The organism is Microcystis sp. M_OC_Ca_00000000_C217Col, from assembly GCF_007095585.1.
GTDB classification, from domain to species: domain Bacteria; phylum Cyanobacteriota; class Cyanobacteriia; order Cyanobacteriales; family Microcystaceae; genus Microcystis; species Microcystis panniformis.
Window position 1 is genome coordinate 1 of record NZ_SFBV01000221.1, and the last position, 20,652, is coordinate 20,652.

At 41.2% G+C, this 20,652-nt stretch carries 24 protein-coding genes and 2 pseudogenes; 10 read left to right on the plus strand and 16 right to left on the minus strand.

The window, feature by feature from the left end; genetic code table 11:
- The 4 genes and pseudogenes from EWV66_RS13220 to EWV66_RS13235 all read left to right on the plus strand — a co-directional run.
- Window positions 1-200 (plus strand): annotated as a pseudogene (locus EWV66_RS13220) (IS630 family transposase); the annotation flags it as partial.
- 506 nt (window positions 201-706) lie between these two features.
- Window positions 707-1,477, plus strand: a complete 771-nt coding sequence (locus EWV66_RS13225; protein WP_052276512.1) for a class I SAM-dependent methyltransferase — start codon at window positions 707-709, stop codon at window positions 1,475-1,477.
- A 548-nt stretch (window positions 1,478-2,025) separates the two neighbouring features.
- A complete protein-coding gene (locus EWV66_RS13230) occupies window positions 2,026-3,705 on the plus strand; it encodes a diaminopimelate decarboxylase family protein (protein WP_052278438.1) in 1,680 nt (559 codons plus the stop codon).
- Between the two features lie 686 nt (window positions 3,706-4,391).
- The gene (locus tag EWV66_RS13235; protein WP_072925197.1) at window positions 4,392-6,203 is read left to right on the plus strand and encodes a proline--tRNA ligase; all 1,812 of its coding nucleotides are present in this window, start codon (window positions 4,392-4,394) and stop codon (window positions 6,201-6,203) included.
- 596 nt (window positions 6,204-6,799) lie between these two features.
- Here EWV66_RS13235 and EWV66_RS24160 read toward each other — a convergent pair.
- The 8 genes and pseudogenes from EWV66_RS24160 to EWV66_RS13270 form a co-directional block, all read right to left on the minus strand.
- Window positions 6,800-6,910 carry a type II toxin-antitoxin system HicA family toxin gene (locus EWV66_RS24160; protein ID WP_223211819.1) on the minus strand — a complete coding sequence of 37 codons (111 nt, stop codon included), beginning with the start codon at window positions 6,908-6,910 and terminating at the stop codon, window positions 6,800-6,802.
- The gene (locus tag EWV66_RS13240; protein ID WP_052276510.1) at window positions 6,903-7,139 is read right to left on the minus strand and encodes a type II toxin-antitoxin system HicB family antitoxin; all 237 of its coding nucleotides are present in this window, start codon (window positions 7,137-7,139) and stop codon (window positions 6,903-6,905) included. The genes EWV66_RS24160 and EWV66_RS13240 overlap by 8 nt, the downstream gene beginning before the upstream one ends.
- Before the next feature lie 47 nt (window positions 7,140-7,186).
- Window positions 7,187-7,378, minus strand: coding sequence for a type II toxin-antitoxin system HicB family antitoxin (locus EWV66_RS13245; RefSeq protein ID WP_072925204.1), 192 nt, complete (start codon window positions 7,376-7,378; stop codon window positions 7,187-7,189).
- 295 nt (window positions 7,379-7,673) lie between these two features.
- Complete coding sequence (locus EWV66_RS13250; protein ID WP_472650199.1) at window positions 7,674-7,844, minus strand: type II toxin-antitoxin system YoeB family toxin; 171 nt, start codon at window positions 7,842-7,844, stop codon at window positions 7,674-7,676.
- 83 nt (window positions 7,845-7,927) lie between these two features.
- Window positions 7,928-8,179, minus strand: a complete 252-nt coding sequence (locus tag EWV66_RS13255; RefSeq protein WP_002802114.1) for a type II toxin-antitoxin system Phd/YefM family antitoxin — start codon at window positions 8,177-8,179, stop codon at window positions 7,928-7,930.
- Window positions 8,180-8,408: 229 nt separating this feature from the next.
- Complete coding sequence (locus tag EWV66_RS13260) at window positions 8,409-8,618, minus strand: type II toxin-antitoxin system HicB family antitoxin (protein ID WP_002786743.1); 210 nt, start codon at window positions 8,616-8,618, stop codon at window positions 8,409-8,411.
- Window positions 8,602-8,898, minus strand: a pseudogene (locus tag EWV66_RS13265) (toxin-antitoxin system TumE family protein); the annotation flags it as partial. The gene EWV66_RS13260 and the pseudogene EWV66_RS13265, both read right to left, overlap by 17 nt.
- An 88-nt stretch (window positions 8,899-8,986) precedes the next feature.
- Window positions 8,987-9,307 carry a hypothetical protein gene (locus tag EWV66_RS13270; RefSeq protein ID WP_052276509.1) on the minus strand — a complete coding sequence of 107 codons (321 nt, stop codon included), beginning with the start codon at window positions 9,305-9,307 and terminating at the stop codon, window positions 8,987-8,989.
- A gap of 231 nt (window positions 9,308-9,538) precedes the next feature.
- Between EWV66_RS13270 and EWV66_RS13275 the strand changes: the two genes are divergently transcribed.
- On the plus strand, window positions 9,539-9,760 hold the full coding sequence (locus EWV66_RS13275; protein WP_052276508.1) for an AbrB/MazE/SpoVT family DNA-binding domain-containing protein: 222 nt from the start codon (window positions 9,539-9,541) through the stop codon (window positions 9,758-9,760).
- Window positions 9,757-10,137 carry a type II toxin-antitoxin system death-on-curing family toxin gene (locus EWV66_RS13280; protein WP_002745094.1) on the plus strand — a complete coding sequence of 127 codons (381 nt, stop codon included), beginning with the start codon at window positions 9,757-9,759 and terminating at the stop codon, window positions 10,135-10,137. Before EWV66_RS13275 ends, EWV66_RS13280 begins: the two co-directional genes overlap by 4 nt.
- Window positions 10,138-10,286: 149 nt before the next feature.
- Here EWV66_RS13280 and EWV66_RS13285 read toward each other — a convergent pair whose 3' ends face one another.
- The 8 genes from EWV66_RS13285 to EWV66_RS13320 all read right to left on the minus strand — a co-directional run bounded on the left by EWV66_RS13285 (window position 10,287) and on the right by EWV66_RS13320 (window position 14,675).
- Window positions 10,287-12,803 (minus strand): tetratricopeptide repeat protein, encoded by a 2,517-nt coding sequence (locus EWV66_RS13285; protein ID WP_052276507.1) that lies wholly within the window; start codon window positions 12,801-12,803, stop codon window positions 10,287-10,289.
- A complete protein-coding gene (locus tag EWV66_RS13290) occupies window positions 12,803-13,069 on the minus strand; it encodes a type II toxin-antitoxin system RelE family toxin (protein ID WP_052276506.1) in 267 nt (88 codons plus the stop codon). The genes EWV66_RS13285 and EWV66_RS13290 overlap by 1 nt, the downstream gene beginning before the upstream one ends.
- 3 nt (window positions 13,070-13,072) lie before the next feature.
- Complete coding sequence (locus EWV66_RS13295) at window positions 13,073-13,270, minus strand: hypothetical protein (protein WP_002786733.1); 198 nt, start codon at window positions 13,268-13,270, stop codon at window positions 13,073-13,075.
- A gap of 171 nt (window positions 13,271-13,441) precedes the next feature.
- The gene (locus EWV66_RS13300) at window positions 13,442-13,711 is read right to left on the minus strand and encodes a type II toxin-antitoxin system HicB family antitoxin (RefSeq protein ID WP_002745090.1); all 270 of its coding nucleotides are present in this window, start codon (window positions 13,709-13,711) and stop codon (window positions 13,442-13,444) included.
- Entirely contained in the window at window positions 13,708-13,899 is a 192-nt protein-coding gene (locus tag EWV66_RS13305; RefSeq protein ID WP_002745088.1) for a type II toxin-antitoxin system HicA family toxin, read from the minus strand. Before EWV66_RS13305 ends, EWV66_RS13300 begins: the two co-directional genes overlap by 4 nt.
- Window positions 13,896-14,099 (minus strand): hypothetical protein, encoded by a 204-nt coding sequence (locus EWV66_RS13310; RefSeq protein WP_287108681.1) that lies wholly within the window; start codon window positions 14,097-14,099, stop codon window positions 13,896-13,898. Before EWV66_RS13310 ends, EWV66_RS13305 begins: the two co-directional genes overlap by 4 nt.
- 9 nt (window positions 14,100-14,108) lie before the next feature.
- The gene (locus EWV66_RS13315) at window positions 14,109-14,246 is read right to left on the minus strand and encodes a hypothetical protein (protein ID WP_002786730.1); all 138 of its coding nucleotides are present in this window, start codon (window positions 14,244-14,246) and stop codon (window positions 14,109-14,111) included.
- 42 nt (window positions 14,247-14,288) lie between these two features.
- Window positions 14,289-14,675: a hypothetical protein gene (locus EWV66_RS13320; protein ID WP_287108682.1), complete on the minus strand. Its 387-nt coding sequence runs from the start codon at window positions 14,673-14,675 to the stop codon at window positions 14,289-14,291.
- 352 nt (window positions 14,676-15,027) lie between these two features.
- On the opposite strand from EWV66_RS13320, the gene EWV66_RS13325 reads away from it, so the two are divergent.
- The 4 genes from EWV66_RS13325 (at window position 15,028) to EWV66_RS13340 (ending at window position 20,514) form a co-directional block, all read left to right on the plus strand.
- Window positions 15,028-16,299 (plus strand): sugar ABC transporter substrate-binding protein, encoded by a 1,272-nt coding sequence (locus tag EWV66_RS13325; RefSeq protein WP_052276505.1) that lies wholly within the window; start codon window positions 15,028-15,030, stop codon window positions 16,297-16,299.
- A gap of 22 nt (window positions 16,300-16,321) precedes the next feature.
- Window positions 16,322-17,632, plus strand: coding sequence for a mechanosensitive ion channel family protein (locus EWV66_RS13330; RefSeq protein ID WP_052276504.1), 1,311 nt, complete (start codon window positions 16,322-16,324; stop codon window positions 17,630-17,632).
- A gap of 186 nt (window positions 17,633-17,818) precedes the next feature.
- The gene (locus EWV66_RS13335; protein WP_081417847.1) at window positions 17,819-18,292 is read left to right on the plus strand and encodes a hypothetical protein; all 474 of its coding nucleotides are present in this window, start codon (window positions 17,819-17,821) and stop codon (window positions 18,290-18,292) included.
- Window positions 18,293-18,324: 32 nt separating this feature from the next.
- Window positions 18,325-20,514, plus strand: coding sequence for a coiled-coil domain-containing protein (locus EWV66_RS13340; protein ID WP_287108684.1), 2,190 nt, complete (start codon window positions 18,325-18,327; stop codon window positions 20,512-20,514).
- Window positions 20,515-20,652 lie beyond the last annotated feature (138 nt).

Here is a 20,652-nt window from a genome sequence, read left to right on the forward strand (position 1 = left end):
ATCTAAATTTAATTGAAAGGCTGTGGAAATTGGTCAAAAAGAAATGTTTATATGGTAAATATTATGAAAACTTTTCTGACTTTTCTTCAGCCATTTATGAATGTTTGAATGATGCCCATCTGAAACATAAAAAAGAACTGGATTCCTTGCTGACTCTACGATTTCAGAAGTTTAATAAATCTCAGATTATGAACGTCTAAAGTCTACATAAGTAGAAAGGCACAATGGTGGTGATGGTGGTGATTCGGTAGTAGTAATGGCGGCTTAATCCGGCTCTTCGTTACTTGTTATGGTTCGATAGGGGGGCATAAATCGACTAAATCCTTATCTGGCAAAAGATTTAATTGATTAGTTCGCTCTAGATCGAAAACAATTGACAAAAATCAGCAAATGTCTTTCTCTATAAGGGTTTTATCCCTTATAACTCCTGTCCATTGCATAACACAAACCGAAGAACCAGTTAACGCACCTTTTGAGTGGAATACTAGAAACCCTTCTGCGGTAATTATGGCCAAATTGAGGGGGTGTTTAACTGATGGAAGTAGGATAGAGGAGGGTGCGGAACCGCAGGAAGCGGTATGATTAATAAGTACCTAGGCAAAATTATTTACACATGACGATCATTGCCCCGTAAGGGTTTTAGCTCGATCGGGCAGGTAATTAATTTTGCATGACTACTTAGTTAGTCCAGGAATTTTTAGAGAGAATGAAGACCTTAGAAGAAACTATTGCACAGGCTATGGATTGCCAAGATAAGTCAATCTTACCTTTTCTTCCATATATTTTACAGGACTTCTGGGAAATAGGCTCTTCTGCAAATTCTATTCTTAAAATTGTCAAAGCACATACAAATAATTATTCTGAATTAAATGTACTAGATCTAGGCTGCGGCAAAGGTGCAGTCTCGATAAAATTGTCAATTGAACTGGATTGCTACTGCCTCGGAATCGATGCAATACCAGAATTTATTGAAATCGCTAATAAAAAAGCTAGAGAAGAAGCAATTACTTCAAGGTGTAAATTTATTTCAGGAGACGCACGAGAAATAATCAAGACATTAAACCAATTTAATCTAATTATCCTCGGCTCGATCGGTCCTGTATTTGGAAATTATTTTCAAACTATGACTATCTTAAAAAAAAATCTGACAAAAGATGGTCTAATTATCTTGGATGATGGATATTTTGAAGATGATCAACCCTATAAGCATGAATTTATAATCAAAAAAAGTATGCTGTTAAAACAAATCGAGAAAGCTGGCATGAAATTAATAAAAGAATATACAGAAACTGAAATAAATCAAAATGATGAGTATGAAATGCAGTTTAATTATCTTAAGCAAAGATGCCAAGAATTAGCGGTACAATATCCAGACAAAAAATATTTATTTGATCATTATATTGAAAAACAAAGAGCCGAGTATAACAATCTAGAAAATATAATTACTTGTGCAACAATGGTAATTCAAAATAAATAATTTTGGACTAACATCGCCTTCAGTCTGACCCCGCATCATCAGTTGATTGCGATGCCGAAGGCACTGCCAAAAACTCGATGACCGGTTCGAGAAGGCTGGACTCGGCTAAAGTAGGATGGAGGTTCTGAATCGTTTGTATTCTTTCAGGTTAACCCCCCCCCTTCTTTTCTGATACCGATGAGGTTAATTATCATCGGTCAAGCGTCAAAACATCTAGGCTTTGCCTTGATCCCAGTAATGTAAACTTTGATTATAGAGAAAGACTTCTAGCTCCGATCCGATGTTACATTAATAATTGAAGCTAAAAAAAAAGGTTCTTCCTTACTTGGTATGGTTCGATAGGGTGGCATAACGACGATAACAGCGATCGACCTGAACGCTCATATTTCCTAGAGTAGAGAACAAGGGAGTTAGGCAATTGCAACTAAGGTTCAATGCTTCTCCAACCAGTCCCAAGTAGTGGGGGGAAATACCTGAGAATCGATAAACTGATCGCTGTTTGCGGGTGATGCTAGGCGTTGGACAAAAGCGAGATTATAGAAGGGATTATGGAAACTTGGACGCGATCAATTGACATCGAGGAGATAGCAAAACGCCATGGGTCTCCTCTCTACATACTGAACGTCGGTCAGCTTCGTCGGAACCTGTCCCACTTTGTGGAGCTTGTCGGCAGTCCATCTCAGGTTGCCTACCCGATCAAGGCTAATCCGTCGATGGCGATTCTGAATGAACTGGCATCCCTGGGATGCTCCGCAGACTGCTCTTCTAAATATGAAGTTGAGTTGGCCCTTTCTTGCGGATTCCCGTTGAATCGGATCACATACAACAGTCCGGCGCCCGACCACCAGCTAATGGTAGATCTCCTCGATGGAGGCTCAACAGTAGTTGCTGACTCCCAAGCTATATTAGATGACCTTCAACATAAGCTTTATGGCAAGGATTGGAGTGGGAACTTGCTGGTTCGAGTTAACCCAGAAAAACCGGTGGAGTATTTCCACAATACTGATTGGCAGGATCTGGTTTCTCACGCCTCGCCTAACAGTAAGTTTGGCATCCCATCCGAGGAATTGCCAGATGCTCTGGCCAGTTGCAAACTACCTATAGCTGGTTTGCATATCCATATTGGAACTCAGATGGATAATGTATCGGCATTTAATAATTCGGTTCAGTTTATTCATCATTTGAAAAACTTAATCGAAGCCAGCTCGAATCATTGCATGAGAAAACTAAATCTTGGCGGTGGGTTTGGCATTGACTTCCATGACGGGCAACAGTTTCCAACAATCCCAGAGTACACAGAAGCATTAAAGAAACACTTGTTACCCGGTATTGAGTACATAGTCGAGCCTGGACACGCACTGGTTGGTAATGCCGTCGCCTTGTTGACTCGTATCCGCGAGCTTAAGCAGATGCGGGGCAGACGTTGGGCTATTGTTGATGTTGGCTCCGACCAGCTAATCAAGGTGACTCTCCTCTCATGGAGCCACCAAATTATTGATCGCAATCATCGCACCCTGCCTACTCAAGGGAACGATGCTATTGGAGGGCCACTTTGTTTTGCCGGCGATATATTGCTACCATCGACCAATTTAGAAGGCCAGAGTCCTGGGGATCCATTGTTAATCCAACACGCAGGAGCATATTGCTATTCAGTAAGCAATCACTTTAATGGGTTTCACGGGCCCGGGCATATAACCATAGATGAAATGGGTCAAATAGAAACGGCTTACGCTGCTGAGGACGTATTTGCCGATCACAGTTTCTTGGGATTTTCCAGGCCGACGCACCCCCCTTCAGAAGTGCTAGATCATGAAATTGATCTCGATATCATTGAAAGACTAAGCAGTGACTATCTCAAGCAGGGAGAATCTTCAGATGGCTACGCATTTACCAGAGTCCAACTCATAGCGCCAAGAACTTTGCAGTTCATGGTGAAGGCGAAGAGTTCTTTAGGGGCGATATCAATCCCATTCGCCGTCCGCATCGCCTCGGATGCCACAATCATTTCAGCTTTGTATCTTGTCGGCAAACAGGCCAAAGATGTTTCAGTTTGGGGAACAAGAACATATTTGAAGTCAGACACGATAATTCGTACCAGCCAGCCATTGAGACTGGTTGTATATATAGCGCCCAAATCAAGCCTCCCTGTGGATAAGCATACTACTCACCTATCTCACTGGGACCTCGGCAACGGGAAGTTTAAGGGATCGTTCCGATTCACTTTATAAAGTTCTTTTCGTTGCCTTGCTCACGATATTTACACAAGCAGCTCGGCACTGTGTTTCTATGATGCCATCAACTTTTAGCTATCACCTTGAGGGTGGGAGCTTTTTCTTGCTTTAGCGGCAGTTTGTCTTTTTCCCTAGCGGTGATTGCTTCTTTGGTCTGTTGAGTTAGTTAATTCTTCTGCGCTTTCTTTGACTACTGTTGAGGTCACTGCTGCCATAATTTTTGAATAATAAGAGTTATGGTCGGTCAAGCGTCAAAACATCTAAGCTTTTCCTTGACCCCAGCAATGTAAAGTTTAATTAAGAGAAAGACTTCTAGCTCCGATCCGATGTTATATTAATAATTGAGGCTAGAGAGAAAAGCCTCCCTGACAGATCAACTGGCAAGGTTATAAGGTCAAGTTCACAAAGGAGTAAACCCTGTTAAAGTTACATTCTGTCTCGATAACGACGATAACAGCGACCGACCTGAACGCTCATATTTCCTAGAGTAGAGAACAAGGGAGTTAGGCAATTGCAACTAAGGTTCAATGCTTCTCCAACCAGTCTCAAGTTATGAGGGGAAATACCTGAGAATCGGTAAACTGGTCGCTGTTATTGTTTGTCAACACAAGTAATTGATAATTGCAGTCGCTCTCCTTTGATGAGATAATAGAAAGTCTTCTGTTCAAAAGGATATCGATAGGATGCGACTCTCTCAACAGCTTTTTGTCACCCTCCGGGAAGATCCGGCCGAGGCGGAAATCCCCAGTCATAAATGCTTGGTGCGTGCCGGTTACATTCGTCGCATTGGCAGCGGCATTTACGCCTATTTACCCCTGATGTGGCGGGTTTTACAGAAAGTCTCCCAGATAGTCCGGGAAGAAATGAACAAAGCCGGCGCCCAAGAATGTTTACTTCCCCAACTGCAACCGGCGGAACTCTGGCAAGAATCAGGCCGTTGGGACACCTACACAAAAGCAGAAGGGATTATGTTTGCCCTGACGGACCGGCAAAACCGGGAGTTAGGATTAGGACCGACTCATGAAGAAGTAATTACTGCCGTCGCTCGTGATTTAATTCGTTCCTATCGACAATTACCAGTTAATTTATATCAAATTCAAACTAAATTTCGCGATGAAATTCGCCCTCGTTTTGGTTTAATGCGGGGACGAGAATTTATTATGAAAGATGCCTATTCTTTCAATCTCGACGAGGAATGTTTAAAGAAAACCTATCAAGCGATGGATATAGCTTACCGCAATATTTTCCGCCGTTGTGGGTTAGCTTTTCGGGCAGTAGAAGCCGATTCTGGAGCGATTGGCGGTTCCGCATCCCAAGAATTTATGGTCTTAGCTGATGCTGGAGAAGATGAGGTTTTATTTACCGCCGATGAAAAGTATGCGGCTAATGTGGAAAAAGCCGTTTCTTTGCCGGCAGATAAAGTGGCTTCTCCCTTTAAAAAGTTGGCTAAAAAAGAGACTCCTAACACCAACACGATCGAAAGTTTAGCTAAATTTCTCGATTGTTCTGCCACCGCTATCGTCAAAAATGTTCTCTACGAAGTGGTGTATGATAGCGGCATAACTGTTTTAGTTTTACTGCATATTCGCGGTGATCAAGAGGTTAACGAAGTTAAACTACAAAATGAATTAGTTAGACAGGCGAGCCGTTACAATGCTAAAACAATTTTGGCTTTAAAAATACCCGATGCTGCCGCTCAACAGCAATGGGCAACTAAACCTTTACCTTTAGGTTATATTGCTCCTGACTTAGAAGATAATTTGCTCAAAAAAGCCAGCGATATCGCTCCTCAGTTTTTACGCATAGCAGACAACACAGTGACAGACTTAGAAAACTTTATCACCGGTGCTAATGAAACTGGGTTTCATGTAGTGGGAGCTAATTGGGGTCAAGATTTTATCTTACCGGAATTAATCGTCGATCTACGCAAAGCCCGGGTAGGTGATCGAGCTATTCATGATCCTAATCAAACCTTGCAAAGTGCCAGAGGAATTGAAGTCGGTCATATCTTCCAATTGGGCTATAAATATTCTCAAGCCATGAATGCTTTTTATACTAATGAAGCGGGCGAATCTACCCCCATTTGTATGGGTTGTTATGGCATAGGAGTATCGCGTTTAGCACAGGCAGCCGTAGAACAATCCTACGATAAAGATGGCATTATTTGGCCCGTAGCTATTGCCCCTTATCAAGCGATTGTGGTTATTCCCAATTTAGCTGATGCCGAGCAGGTAAAAACCGCCGAAAGTTTATACAATGAGTTAAATCAAGCTGGCATTGAAACCCTTTTAGATGACCGGGGTGAACGTGCGGGAGTTAAGTTCAAAGATGCGGATTTAATTGGGATTCCCTATCGCATTGTCACGGGTAAATCTCTCAAATCGGGTAAGGTGGAATTAGTCGAAAGAGCCAGTAAAAAAGCGTCAGAAGTAGCAATTAATGAGGTGGTTTCCTATTTAAAAACGGCTATTTCAAAGGTAAATGCTTCTGATTAAGTGATTAAATATACAGATAATTTTGCTTGTTTATGGGTCTGATGAGCGAAGATGGCTGGTTTAAGGCATCAAAAACTGTTCCCTGTTGCCACTCAAAGACTTTTTCAGCATTACTGTTTGAGTTTTGGGGGATTTTTCTCTAAAGCAGCTAATAAGTAGGGAGGCACAATTATTTGTAGGATGGGTTAGCGGTAGCGTAACATGAGCGGGGGTTGGGTTTCATGCTTCAACCCAACCTACGTTCATCTTATATTTAATTCCACCCACCTACTTAGGGCTGGCTGAATAATGGTAAAACCTTTTTAAAATAAGGCTTTTGACCTGTTAAAATCCGATGTTGGTGCCAGAATATAGGATTGGGACATTCAAAAACCTGGCATTATTCTTTTTATAGTACATAAACTGGTACAAAAAAGAAGGGCAACAAAGCCTGAAACGACCGACTCCTAACCCCACCAACAAACTTTTTCAGCAAACCCTAACTAAGACTTGCTCCAGTGGAATATGAGTCAGAAAAAATGTTTTTCCTTCCGAATCTCGCAAAGCTTCTAGATAGGTATCAATTCCTCGCGGTTCGGGCCAATTTTCAACATCTGCTAAATGCAAAGCAATTTAATGTGACTTCCTCGTTGACTGTGAATAGTAAAGCCAAATCGAGCGAGAATTTTGATCACGTCTTTGCCTGATAGTTGTTTCAGTTTAGGCATATTCAGGCTGTAACTCAACCGTAATCTGTAGAGAAGGTTTGGCAACTAGACCAAACTCACTAGGCTCTTCTCCTTCTAAATATAATAAGACAGCTTCTTTGAGATTATTAACCACCTCATCTAAGGTATTTCCCTGGGTCACAACCGAAATTTCCGCGCATTCGGCTACATATTCTTGTTGTTCACCAGAATAAATAATTGCCGTAATTTTTGAACTTAATTCAGCCATAATTGCTCAGATAAAATTCGTTTTGAGTGTAATATAGTATATTTTTGCTATGGGGAAATAGCCTGAAAAATTGGGAGAGATTTGTCTCGTGCAGTGTAGTCTTCGATAAGTAGATCTAGGACTTCAAGGGCATTTTGTAGGGCTGCATTGTAGGTTTCACCCTGGGTATGAGCATAGGGGCCAAATTCAGGGAGATGGGCGATAAATTTGTTGTATTGTTGTGACCATTGAATAAAAATACTATAGTGATAATTGGCTCTTCTGGTTTCTGTGTGGAAACGGGGTCTATACTGATAGTTTCTTCAGCAAAATAGTCCTCAAAGTCTTTCTAGGTAAATATTTCACGATTCTATAAGCAAAAATTATCACAGCCGATAATTCATGGGTTGTCTCCTTGATTTAATTTTGCTAGTTCCTGAAGTGCATTTCTTACGTCTTTTTCCCGGTAGCGATCAGCATCACTACTATCTTTGCCTGACAGGGGCAAGCTATATTCTAAACGGGGATGAATTCAGACATTATGACCGCTCTTACCTAATCTCCATAGTGTGTTTTAGTACGAATAATCAGAATAGTTTGATCGTCTTCATAAATTTTATAAAGCAGACGATCTTTTCTATTTAGGCGATAGGAATACAAGCCTTCTAAATCGCCTTTTAAGGATTTGCCAATATAGGGATTAATTGCAATTATGTTAGTTAAAATTTATTGAAGTTTGACTTTTTGTTTTTGGGTGAGTTCGTCGGTATCTTTTCGCGCTTGTTTAGAAAAGACAATTGTGTAGGTTGTCATCCAAATACTTGTTCCATTATCAGGGTTTCTCCTGCGGCATATTCTCGTCGTGCTGATGCAATATGTTGTAATAGTTTGGAATCTTGCATGAGTTCGGAGGTTTCAGCTAAGGATTCCCATTCTTCTTGAGTAATGAGAATATAACTGCGATTTTCACGAACGATCACTACTCCATCGGGTTCTTTTTCAGTGCGATCACAGAGTTCTTCTAGGTTGGCTTTGGCGTAATCAACGGTGACTTGATACATAAATCGCTTACGGTTTGTGGGGATTACTCTTATAATAAAGCAAAAGATGTTTTCATGATTTATTTTGGGCTTTTTGGTTCTGATCGAGAAGAAGGCGATATAACAACTTCAGTAATGATTTAAGCCGTAACTTGCATAATGTTTATTTTGGCTTTTCCGAGATCATGGTGTAAAATGTTCTATGAACGGTTAAATACTAGGAGATATTACTGAACTGAGAATATTTGGGCTATGCGGAAATAGCCTGGAGAGGTGGGAGAGATTTGTCTCGTGCAGTGTAGTCTTCGATAAGTATATATAGAACTTCAAGGGCATTTTGTAGGGCTGCATGGTAGGTTTCACCATGGGTATGAGCATAAGGGACAAATTCAGGGAGATGGGCGATAAATTTGTTGTCTTCTTCTGACCATTGAATAAAAATACTATAGTGATAATTCATTGTTAATATCCTCAATTTCTTGAAAAACTTCTTCTAAAAAAGGAGCTTTTGAGCTTACTATATTATCTTCATGTCGATCATGCTTATGATGAGGAAATGAAGGAAAATTAAGTTTTTGATGATGAGGAGCATTATCATAACGGAAAATTAAATCACCTTTTTGATTGATATAGTGGTAAGAATATTTGCCTCGGTTTATGCTGATCTCTACTTCGACAAATTCTCGAATATAGAGCCGAGAGCCGTCAATAAAGGTAATATTTCCTCTAATAAAACCGAGACTCTCTGTCCGTTTTTATGTGTCAAGTTCAAAAGTTTGGATCATGGATGAGTTTGTGAGAAGTTTTCTAATTCTCTCAAAGTAAGTCTCAATCAACAAATTCAATCTCCTTAATGATGGCTATTTTTTGCTGTATTTTGTCAAGCATCCATGATTCTCCTAACCATTCATCAAAATCTTCACTGTGTTGTAATTGATCGTTGGTAAACAAATCAACAAACTGCTCTGTTGACCATTGATATTGGGTTTCAAATTCTTTTAAGCGAGCTTGAGTTTTTTGTAATCCGCTTTCTAAGTCCCGTAGCCGATTATTCAGATCGATTTTAATCATTGATTTAAGCGATTCTGGTTGACTAGAGCGCAGTTTAATCAGGTTTGTTGAGTTTGATTCTAGCGGTTGGGTTTGCATGGTGATTTTTTCTTGTCAGTGTTAATTTAGAGTAAAAAATGATTGCCACTCCATTGGGTTCTTTTGAGGTTTATTTTGGCTTTTCCGAGATCATGGTGTAAAATGTTCTATGAACGTTTAAACAGTGGAAGATATTACTAAACTGGTGCTTATCTTTAATTGTACTGCTTCTTATTGCAACTGTTGTTGCGCTAGTGACGCAGCGACTACAAACAACGATGAGGTAAAAAAATGAAGCTCAAAATCTGCAAAATCGGCAACTCATTAGGAGCCTCTTTCCCCAAAGAAGTTCTCGACAAACTCCAGGTGGGAGAAGGAGATACGATATACGTCACCGAAACGCCAGACGGGGTACAGTTAACCACCTACGACCCAGAATTCGAGCAAATTATGAAAGCAGCTTCTCAAGTTACCCGCCGCTATCGCAACGCCCTGCGGGAATTGGCCAAGTGAGCGAAATCATCTGGATTAGTGAACAAGCAGCCAGAGCAATTCACCACCAGCAACTCGCTCTCTTTGGCGGAGCCGAAGGCATCCTCGACCTAGGAAAACTCTCCAGCGCCCTCGCCAGACCTCGCCATCTCCACACTTACAACCCCGATGTCAGCCTGTACCAATTAGCCGCCGCTTATTGCTGGGGACTGGCAAAAAATCACCCCTTTGTGGACGGCAACAAGCGCACCGCTTTCGTCGTCATGGCGACTTTTCTCCAAGTTAATAGCATTGAGTTAATCGCTCCAGAAGCCGAGGTGGTGGCAACTATGCTGGCGGTGGCGGCTGGCGAGATGTCCGAAGAAGAACTTGGTGCTTGGCTTCAAGGCATAAATTGAATAAAGTGGAGGATTTCTGGAAGTAAATAAGAACGAAACAAAATAATACTCCCGTATCGCATAAAATCATAATTCTAAGCCTTGCTTGCGATATTTTTCTAGTAGTTGCTGTTTGATGTTCATGTTTTTTATTCTTCCTTTAAAAAAAGCTAATTTTGTCTTAGGTTACGCAACATTTCCACCATTTCGGGGGGAAAGCGTTGGCTTAATTCCTCATCAGGAAGTTGAGAAAGCATCAGATTATAATTATTTTTTACTGTTTGCGTGTTAGGGTGATTTTCGCCTAGTGTGGCTATCAAAATAGCAATCGCTCTTTGATAGAGAGGTTCTGCTTCTGTGTATTTCCCTTGAGACTGATAAAGATCCGCCAGATTGTTGAGACTGTTGGCCACATGAGGATGCTCTGCTCCTAATTGCTTTTCCCGAATCGCCAGTGCTCCCAAATAGAGGGGTTCTGCTTCTGCGTATTTCCCTTGATCATAATAAAGACCAGCCAGATTGTTGAGACTGTTGGCCACATCAGGATGCTCTTTTCCTAATTGCTTTTCTGTAATCGCCAGCGCTCGCAAAAAGAGAGGTTCGGCTTCTGCGTATTTCCCTTGAGAATCATAAAGTAACGCCAAATTGTTGAGACTGGTCGCCACATCAGGATGGTCGGAGCCTAATTGCTTTTCCGTAATCCCCAGCGAGTGCAAAAAGAGAGGTTCTGCTTCTGCGTATTTCCCTTGAAAATCATAAAGTAACGCCAAATTGTTGAGACTGGTCGCCACTTCAGGATGGTCGGAGCCTAATTGCTTTTCCGTAATCCCCAGCGAGTGCAAAAAGAGAGGTTCTGCTTTTGCGTATTTCCCTTGAGCGCAATAAAGATTCGCCAGATTGTTGAGACTGGTCGCCACAGCAGGATGCTCTTTTCCTAATAGCTTTTCCCGAATCGCCAGCGAGCGCAAAAAGAGAGGTTCTGCTTCTGCGTATTTCCCTTGATCATAATAAAGACCAGCCAGATTGTTGAGACTGTTGGCCACATCAGGATGCTCTTCTCCTAATTGCTTTTCTGTAATTGCCTGCGCTCGCAAAAAGAGAGGTTCTGCTTTTGCGTATTTCCCTTGAGCGCGATAAAGTTCCGCCAGATTGTTGAGACTGGTCGCCACATCAGGATGATTTTTGCCTAAGCGTTGTTCACTCAGAGTTAAACAGCGTTCACAATAAAGAACCCCTTGCTGATAAAGTCCCTGCGCTCGATAAAATGCACTTAAGCCATAAAAAGACCACGTTAAATCTTCATTATCTAACCATTGATCTAATTCCTCTGCAACAACTTTTAGATGCTCAATATCCGGCTCCAAGTTATCAATGTCTTTTAAGGTCAAAGTCCTCTTAATAGTTTTCGCAATCCCAACCATCACCTGACAATAGGCTCGCTTTGCTTCCTCCTTAAACGCCGATGCTTCTAACTTATCGCGCAAATACATCCGAATTAAAGTATGCAAGTCATAGTTCTGATTATCAACATCATTTAGCAAGTTTAAATTTACCAAATGTCGTAAATCAGTCCTAGTCGGTATCGGTAAATCAGGCGGATCAATAGACGCAGAAACCGATTTAGATAGACCAAACCAGCGTGAAAATGTCGGAAAATATCTCTCTATAGCTCCCCTTTTTAAGGGTTGGGGTTGGGGGTATCTCTCCTCAAACAAAGACAAAATTAACTTTTCATTAATCCGACTTTCCGCAAACAAACTGAGCCATTCTCCTGCTAATCGAGAACTCTCACTCAACTCCCCCCAACTCAACTCAAACGCCGCTGCTACCTCCCTTTGAGCCGTCATAAAAGCATTTTGGGGAAATTGTAAACTCTCATCCTTTAATTTTTGCGCCTGTAACTGTGATAAAAGTTTTGTTAAGTCACAACTCATATACTGTCCATAGCGTCCCACCAACTCAATCCCTAACGGTAAATACCCCAACCATTTGACTAATTCTCTGGCTTTTTCTGGATTATTTACTACCGCATTGGGTAAAAAGACAGCCAACAATTCTACCGCCGCATCAGGACTTAACACTTCTAAATCAATCGGGTTAAAATTACGAGCAATCTGTTCATTACGAGTCGTAATAATCACCTTAAACCGCTTTTCTCCTTGAGGCGGTAAATAGTCTTTTATTTGTTTATAGCGACGCACATCATCAAAAATAATTAAGGCTTGATCCTGCTCATTTTTGAACCAATTATGCCAACAAAAACGAATCCGCTCTACCAATTCGCCTTCTGTCGGTAAAATTAATCCTAAATGAATCTGAGCAAAAGTTAAAATACTCAAACCCGGATCGCTTTCTGCTACATTTAACCAAAGAATCCCCCCTAGATAAGTCTTTTTGTGCCATTCTTGCCAACTATACCATAACGCTAATTCCGATTTACCAACACCACTCATACCCGTCAACGTCGAAATCGCCACGCGGTTAGCTTCCTGTAATTGGGTTGCTAATTGGCTTAAAACTTCATCACGTCCAACAAATTTCTCGACCCCACTATTGGGTAAATTGTGCGGGTTTTCTTTAACCTGTTTTGGTACAGATGGCAAAATTATTTTCTGCTCAATGGAAATCTGAGCATTATCGCCAAAAGTAGAAGCTTTAATTCCAGTTTGCTTAAATGGATTATTCATTAGGGAAAATAACGGTACATTTCTTTACGGTGTACAACTCGGACAAAAGCAATCATATTCTCCTCAACATAAATACCTATGCGGTAATCTCCTATTCTTAGCCGATAGTAACTGGGGTGGCCTTCAATAGCTTTGATATTTCTTAACTCAGCTAGATTATTGGCCGCTTCTACCTCCGCAATGACAGCTTCAATTCGTTGTCGTAGCTTACGATCTTTGATAGCGCCTAAATCTCGAAAAAAAAGGCGACGAAATTCAACTTGCATGATTTACTCTGCTAATAAAGAAAAAATTTCTTCTCGACTGACATTTTCATCATGAAGACCTTCTTCTATTGCTTTGGCTAGAGCCATATCCTCTATCACTTCATAAATTACGTCTGTTAAAGTTTCCCGTTCTTGCAATAATAACTCATGCAGAACCTCTTTAACAATAGGCTTGAGTGCTTGGGCTTGATCTTCTAACATTTTTGTCTCCTAATCTGTGTTTTATCTTTAATAAGATTATAGCCTGTGAAATAACAAAATGCCTACCCCGTGGAACAGGCTTCTGGTTCCTGTACTTGATCTTTGATCATATTAAAGTAAAAGCTTTAATTCCAGTTTGCTAAAGTTTGTCGTTCATTTTCCTTAATAAAACTAAGATTTAACTAACACTTGATCTATGGGAATATGAGTTAGAAAAAATGCTTCTCCTTCCGAATCTCGCAAAGCTTCTAAATAAGCATCAATCCCTCGCGGTTGGGGCAAGTTTTCAACATCTGCCAAATGCAAAGCCAAAGCTGATCGCATTTGCTCCGTTGTTTCTTCTAGAGTCGCACCTGTTGCTACACAACCCAATACATCGGGTGAATAAGCTGAAAATCCCGTCTCACTTTTTTCGAGAACAATTAGATATTTGTCGATCATTTTAACCCTGCTTGTTTAAGAATACTAGCTAAAGTTCCTTTACGAACATCATCACTTAATTTGCCAGCAACAGTCACCTTTCCCCTTTTTGTTGGATGCTCATATTGGCGATGACTACCGACTGTATTAACGAGAAACCAGCCATCTTTTTCTAATAATTTAATGACATCCCGAATCTTCGTAGTCATAAACTTACTCGATGTAACCCAAAAATTTCTTCTCGACTGACATTTTCATCGTCAAGACCTTCCTCTATTGCTTTGGCTAGAACCATATCCTCTATCATTTCATAAATTACATCTGTTAAAGTTTCCCGTTTCTGCAATAATAACTCATGCAGAACCTCTTTAACAATAGACTTGAGTGCTTGGGCTTGATCTTCTAACATTTTTGTCTCCTAATCAATCTTTTGGTTAATTTTAATAGTTGCTTTTCCTGTAACTCTTATCCCTTTTGTGCCAATTTGTTCTGTTTTAGTCGTTGTTTTTCCTTTTACCGGTTGCTCAATTTCAGCATTTATTTCTCCTGCTTCCAAGTTATCTAAACCAATTTGGCTGATTCTCCCTGCTTGAATTTCCTATCCTAAAATTCGTAACTCTTCAGCAAAAAGAGAATCTTCGTCTAAAATCACATCCAAATTTTTAGTGATAGTTTCAATGGCCGTACTGTCCCCACTTTCTAATTTAGCTAATGCTTCATTGACCTTGAGCGATTTTCCCGTTAACCGATCCCTAATCTTTCCCCATAATACAGGAATTTTCGCCACAGCCTCCGCCGTAAAACGCTTGGCCAAATCTCCTGTACCTGATTTAACGAACTCCTGGATTGCCAACGTTACCAACACAATCGCGCTTAAAGGTTCAGTCATATTTAACTCCTTTGGTGTTTGGGTTGAAATACAATATTTGGGGTGCTGGTTTCTTATACCATGATTATATAGTAAAAATTGCTGCGGTGGGGTCATGGTTGATACAGTAAAGTTAATGCAGGTATCACTCTCTCGTCATGACATAATTATTAATAACATAAATCTCACTCATACTAAGCACAGCTTCCCTAAGATGTTACCCATTTAAACTGGGTGTTATAGTGTTATAAAACCAACTAGGAAACTGTCTCTTTCCCTGCCCTCATCTGGTCTTAACGGATAATTTAGATAGGTCAGCAGTTTAACTCGCACAAATTTTTAACTGGGATTGTTGCTATACTGGTGGCTCTTGACAAAAGATCATGTTAATTATTTTTCTGATGAGGATTATTAGTCACCTTTTCATGTACTATGGATCTATGGCAATATTTTTGAAGGATCACGATCGATGCAATCCCTAATGCTCAGAGTTAAAACTGCTTGGAGAAGTAAAAAAATAAGGGGAATTATATCGCTCCTATTGCTTTTTATCTTGATGCCAATTTTTCTTTATGCTTGTTTTAGTGATCTTCCTACTCAATCATCGGAGCAACTGCAGGGAACTCTCTCGGTTTGGTATCCAGAAGAGGGAAATTTAACTGAAGTACTAGGTCTCGGGTTGCAAGAGTTTGAAAAATTAAATCCGCAAGTGACAATTCTCGAACAAGCTATTCCTGTCGATGAGATACCCGAACGTTTTTTTAAACAATCTCAAAGCGGATTGGGTGCGAGTGTTATTCTAATTTTTTCGAGAAATATACCCAGATTAGTATCTCAAGGAATACTGGAGGAAATTGACCAGAAAAATCTAGATTTATCTATTTATTATCCTCCAACCCTGAAACAAGTTAGCTATCAAGGAAAAATCTATGGCATTCCCTTAGGTTCTCGTACCAATGTACTGTGTTATAATCAAAAAAAATTACAAGTTAGTCCCGATCCGGAGCTAAAGCAACCTCCCACCAGTTTAGAGGGATTAGTGGAACGTGCGCGCAAAGGTTATTCTGTGGGGATAGTTTCCTCTTTTGAAGATACTTTTTGGGGAATGGCAATTTTTGGCGGCTATTTGTGGGATGATCAAGGCAGGCTGCAACCTCGCCTATATGGTTGGGCAAAATGGCTAGAATGGCTAAAATTTGCTGCTTCACAGCCTAATTTTATCCTCAATCGTCAACGGGAATTACTCCATGATGCTTTTGCTAGAGGCCGCTTAACCTATTATGTGTGTAGTTCTATTGAAATTGCCGATTTAAAAAACAGTCTACAAGATGATCTCAGAGTCGCTTTACTTCCCCAAGAAACTCAAGGTAAAGCAGCACCAATTCTCTATACACGGGTGATGGTATTTAATCGCAATAATAGTGATAATGAAAATCGTTTGGGATTAGCTTTAGGAAAATTTCTCACTAATCCCGAACAACAATTACAAGCAATCACCCAAACAGAAAGTTTTATTCCCACTAATCGACGGGTGCAGATCGAAGGAAAATTACTACCGATCGAATCGGTATTATTACAACAATCTCAAAATGTCGTGGCAGTTCCTCTGGATGATTGGGAAAAGTCGAATCAAATTTTAGAACAAGGAGAATTTTGGTATGAAAGAGCGATCGCTGGAGAAATATCTTCCTCAGCAGCGGCCGAAAAACTGACACTTTATATTCAATCAGGTCTTGATTAAGAAGTCGGGAAAATAAATTAACATGAACAACAATATCCCCTCTCTTTCGGAGATAATTGCTAACCAATTATTATTTTTAGGACGCAGAAATGTTCAAAATCAATTAACGATCATTTTTCTGTCTTTAATTCTTGCTTGGTTATTATCAAAATGGTTATGGTCTTACTTAGAAAAAAGATTTCCTCACGTCACCACTTTTATCCATAGTGATAAAAAATTAACCATCCGTCAATATTTTGCTATCCTGATACAGTTTCTTAATTTTCCAGTTATTAGCCTAATTTTACTTGACTTAAGTTATCTAATTTTTTTCGGTCAAAACTGGACAAGAGGAATGATTAGTTTATGCATAAAATTAATGTGGTTTTATTTAGTTTATCGTGGTTTATTAGCTGGATTATACGCCAAGTTTTCCGTCAAGACAATTAAATATTATCATTTGCGGCTTTTAGCACCTTTATTGCTATTATTACTCCTGAGAACAATTATTAGTTTCTACAATAATATTCAGGAAATTGCTCAAGTATCTCCCTTTAATTTATTTAATAGTCCGATCACATTGAGAAGCATATTTATTTTGATAATAGCTCCCTATTTTCTGGTAATTATTGTTATTCTTATAGAAAGTATAATTCTGAGTATTACTAATTTAAATCAGCAAGCTAGTCGCGGTGAAATTGAAGCAACTTTACTTTTAGGACGTTATTTTTTCATTGTCTTAGGTTTTATTCTCATCTTGGGTTATGTGGGAGTTAATGCCACGGCAATAGCGGCAATTACTGGCGGTTTATCGGTGGGTATTGGTTTCGGTATGCAGCAAGTAGTCAGTAATTTTATTAGCGGTATTTTACTATTATTTGAAAAAGTTCTCAAACCCGGTGATATCATTAATATTGAAGGGCAAACTTCTCAGGTAAAAAAGCTAGGTATTCGAGCGACAACAGTGCAAATCCTCACGGATAATTCTGAAAAAATTATCCCCAATCAAAAGTTTTTTACTGAGGATGTCACCACCTATACGGGTAGTGATAACTTGATTTATTGTTCAATTGTTATCGGAGTTGGTTATAACTCTAACGCACAACAGGTGATGAATTTATTGCTAGACATTGCTGATCAACATCCTCACATACTTAAAAACCCGCAACCAGTAGCATTTTTTCTTAATTTTGGTGATTCTAGTTTAAACTTTGAATTAAAGTTCTGGTTGGATGATGTCAACAGAAAAAAGCGAGTAATTAGTGATATTAATTGTGCTATTCTCGCCAAGTTTACTCAACAGGGTATCGAGATTCCCTTCCCGCAACAAAATATTCACATTCGCAATGATTAGCAATTTATTCTGGTCAAAAACCCTAGCTGATTATTTTCATCTGAAGATATATCAATTCCACTTATTAAATCCATGTATTTATTGTTTTTTATTAATAGTTAATGTCTTGACATAAGATAGTATATTCAGAGATACTCAATCATATAGAATCAAAATCTCCCAGATTAATTTATCGAGGTTTTGCTGATGCTTTTTCGTCCTACTTGGCTTGGTACTTTATCGCTTGTCCTTGCCTTAAATTTGCCCCTTAGTGCCTCAGAAACCTGCGTCCCGATACCTTTGATCGGTGGTCAAGGAAACCAAGTAACCAAGACCGTTTCTCAACCGACCGTTCCTACTGTGTTCGGTGTCGATATCACTCGCAATAACTGGAATACCGATTGGGCGGTTCCGAGCGATCGCAACTGGCAAAAATTCGTGGCCACTATATCCTCGGATGAGGGTGGTTCCTTCGATATTCAGATGTACCTCAAGTACAGCGATCAAACCACGGGACAGTTTTTTAACCAACAAGATGTACGGATCGACCCGGGTAAACCCCTGACTATTACCGCCACACCGGAACCCAACGATGAACCCTATCAAGTCAATCTTTTTATCGGTGGTGTCAACCATTTCGGCAAGACCTACACGGTAACTGTTGTCGGCTGCTACCGCTAGAGCGTTTTTTTAATAGTGAGGAGTGAAAAATTATGGGATTCTCGCCATGCCGCCTGCTGATCTGGACTTTGCTCGGTTTATCGTTTCCTGTCCCCAGTGTTCTCGCCGAAGCGATAGATGACGGGAAAGCGATCGCTCCCCTGACCGTTGCCCCTTCCTTCTGTGAGGGTTTTACCCCCTTGACCAATAGGGTCGCCCCCTTGGTATTCGAGGGGGAAACCCGAACCGAGGAATTACCCGACAGTGCCTGTGCCAAGGATCTGGCGGGAGTAGGAGCGCCCGTTTTGCCAGCCTCTCCTCCCACAGAACCCACCCCGGCTCGGACCCCGAACGCACCGGAAAATCCCGCTCCCCAAGGCCAAGAGGATCGAGGTTGGCAGATTAAATTTCAGCCCTACGCGACCATTCCGATCAATACCTACGGAACCGCAACGGACCGGGGACGTACCGTCAACTATCATCTCGATCTCGGGGAAGTATTACAATCGCTCCGGGTGACGGGTAGCGCGCGCGTGGAAGCCTGGAACGGTCGTTTCGGTTTGATTTTCGACGGTTATTACGCCAGCTTGAGAAACGTGATCAACCTCCAGAAGACAAGGGTTCGAGAGCCGAATTTTATCAACTCCTTGAATTGGTTGCTGAGTCGGGATGCCAACCAGAGAATTCAAAAAGCGATCAATGGACTCGAAGGCATCTCCCAGTCGGTCGATCGGATACAAGGATTAAAAGAAGAGGGGAGCTTTCAAGAGGCAGGAGACAAAATTCGAGCCTTACGACAGGATATAGCCCTAAAAACCGAACAATTAAGCCAATTACCGGCGGCAGCCCAAGAATTGCGCGATCAGATACGGCAAGAAGTCGCCCTTCGGGAGGAACAATTACAGGAACTGGAAACGGCGATCGATAACGCTCGGCAACGTTTCCAGCAAGAGATCGTTCCGAAAATCGAGCAGGCGCAGGAACTAAAGACGACCCTCGCAGAAATTCGACTGGAGGTGCGGCAAGAGGTCGAGCGAAAAGCCGAGCGCCTAAACGAATTTAAACAGGCTCTTGACAGCCTTCAAGGACAATTGGCCGAACGCCAGAATACTTTACAAGAAATGGTCGTAAAAATTCAGACTCTCCCCGAGGTGGATATAGGTGAGATTCGGGATAATATCGATATTCGAGATCTCCGGGATTTAGAGAAGAAAATAGCAGAATTACCCCGCGATCCTGCCTTTAGCGATCGGCTAGGAAATTTGAAGGATTTTCAAGAAAAGCTCTCGCAAATACAGGAAGCACTGGCTAGAGGGCAGGAAAAAATTCAAGAATTGCGGGGGTTAAAAGATAGCGAACCCCTGCAACAACTGCAAGGGAAGATTCAAGAGCTACAGCAGTTAAAAGATAGGGAACCCCTGCAACAACTGCAAGGGAAGATTGAGGAGTTGCGGCAGACTAAAGATAGCGAAATCCTCCAACAACTGCAAGCGAAAGTTCAGGAGCTACAGCAGTTAAAAGATAGCGAACCCCTGCAACAACTGCAAGCGAAACTCCAAGAGTTACGGGAGCTAAAAGATAGCGAACCCCTGCAACGACTCGAACAAGAAATTCAGAACGCCCGAGAATCGCTCGAACAACTAGAACAAACAATGCAACAGGTACAAGAATTCGCCGACAATCGCCAATTACAGCAACTCGAAGCGGATTCGGAAACAAACCTACAATTCGATCAGGGCATCTACGATTTCGCCGTCAGTTACCACATCGGCGCTCCGATCAGCCACGAACTGCCCGAAAAACCCTCTAATCGCTCTTTTCCCTTAATTTGGTTCCAGCCCTATGCGGGCCTTCGTCTCAATAGTATCAGCATCGATATCGAGGAAACGCTTACCGTACAGCTATCCAGTCCCCTCGTCAACTTCAGCCAAACCTTCCAACAAACCTTCAGTCAGGGGAGAACTTGGTTTGAACCGCTCCTCGGCGGGAAATTTGGGGTACAGGTGTCCGATCCGATCACTTTATGGATTCGGGGAGACGCTTCCGGTTTCGGGCTGGCCGGCGATACAGATCTAAGCTGGAACCTCCTCTTCGGAGTCGATTGGTGGGTGAATCGCCAAATTTCCCTGCAATTCGCCTATCGTTTCTACGGGATCGAGTATAAAAACGGTAGTGGCGATAACGCATTCGGTTTTACGGAAAACTTTAACGGACCCTTTCTCGCCGCCACTTTTCACTTTTAACTTAGTGTCAGCATTCGTCCCTCGCGCTTAGTGCGATGGGACGGGGCTTTTCAAGGGGCGAAGTAATTCGCCCCAGGGTTCCCCTCAAGAATACTGACCAACATATAGACAATTCTCAAAAACCATGTTATCATAGTT

Bases quoted from the DNA above. Each gene is read 5' to 3' on its own strand.
- EWV66_RS13225 (WP_052276512.1), top strand. From the start codon at position 707: ATGAAGACCTTAGAAGAAACTATTGCACAGGCTATGGATTGCCAAGAT.
- EWV66_RS13230 (WP_052278438.1), top strand. From the start codon at position 2,026: ATGGAAACTTGGACGCGATCAATTGACATCGAGGAGATAGCAAAACGC.
- EWV66_RS13235 (WP_072925197.1), top strand. From the start codon at position 4,392: ATGCGACTCTCTCAACAGCTTTTTGTCACCCTCCGGGAAGATCCGGCC.
- EWV66_RS24160 (WP_223211819.1), bottom strand. From the start codon at position 6,910: ATGCCTAAACTGAAACAACTATCAGGCAAAGACGTGATCAAAATTCTC.
- EWV66_RS13240 (WP_052276510.1), bottom strand. From the start codon at position 7,139: ATGGCTGAATTAAGTTCAAAAATTACGGCAATTATTTATTCTGGTGAA.
- EWV66_RS13255 (WP_002802114.1), bottom strand. From the start codon at position 8,179: ATGTATCAAGTCACCGTTGATTACGCCAAAGCCAACCTAGAAGAACTC.
- EWV66_RS13260 (WP_002786743.1), bottom strand. From the start codon at position 8,618: ATGAATTATCACTATAGTATTTTTATTCAATGGTCAGAAGAAGACAAC.
- EWV66_RS13270 (WP_052276509.1), bottom strand. From the start codon at position 9,307: ATGCAAACCCAACCGCTAGAATCAAACTCAACAAACCTGATTAAACTG.
- EWV66_RS13275 (WP_052276508.1), top strand. From the start codon at position 9,539: ATGAAGCTCAAAATCTGCAAAATCGGCAACTCATTAGGAGCCTCTTTC.
- EWV66_RS13285 (WP_052276507.1), bottom strand. From the start codon at position 12,803: ATGAATAATCCATTTAAGCAAACTGGAATTAAAGCTTCTACTTTTGGC.
- EWV66_RS13290 (WP_052276506.1), bottom strand. From the start codon at position 13,069: ATGCAAGTTGAATTTCGTCGCCTTTTTTTTCGAGATTTAGGCGCTATC.
- EWV66_RS13295 (WP_002786733.1), bottom strand. From the start codon at position 13,270: ATGTTAGAAGATCAAGCCCAAGCACTCAAGCCTATTGTTAAAGAGGTT.
- EWV66_RS13300 (WP_002745090.1), bottom strand. From the start codon at position 13,711: ATGATCGACAAATATCTAATTGTTCTCGAAAAAAGTGAGACGGGATTT.
- EWV66_RS13305 (WP_002745088.1), bottom strand. From the start codon at position 13,899: ATGACTACGAAGATTCGGGATGTCATTAAATTATTAGAAAAAGATGGC.
- EWV66_RS13310 (WP_287108681.1), bottom strand. From the start codon at position 14,099: ATGTTAGAAGATCAAGCCCAAGCACTCAAGTCTATTGTTAAAGAGGTT.
- EWV66_RS13320 (WP_287108682.1), bottom strand. From the start codon at position 14,675: ATGACCCCACCGCAGCAATTTTTACTATATAATCATGGTATAAGAAAC.
- EWV66_RS13325 (WP_052276505.1), top strand. From the start codon at position 15,028: ATGCAATCCCTAATGCTCAGAGTTAAAACTGCTTGGAGAAGTAAAAAA.
- EWV66_RS13330 (WP_052276504.1), top strand. From the start codon at position 16,322: ATGAACAACAATATCCCCTCTCTTTCGGAGATAATTGCTAACCAATTA.
- EWV66_RS13335 (WP_081417847.1), top strand. From the start codon at position 17,819: ATGCTTTTTCGTCCTACTTGGCTTGGTACTTTATCGCTTGTCCTTGCC.
- EWV66_RS13340 (WP_287108684.1), top strand. From the start codon at position 18,325: ATGGGATTCTCGCCATGCCGCCTGCTGATCTGGACTTTGCTCGGTTTA.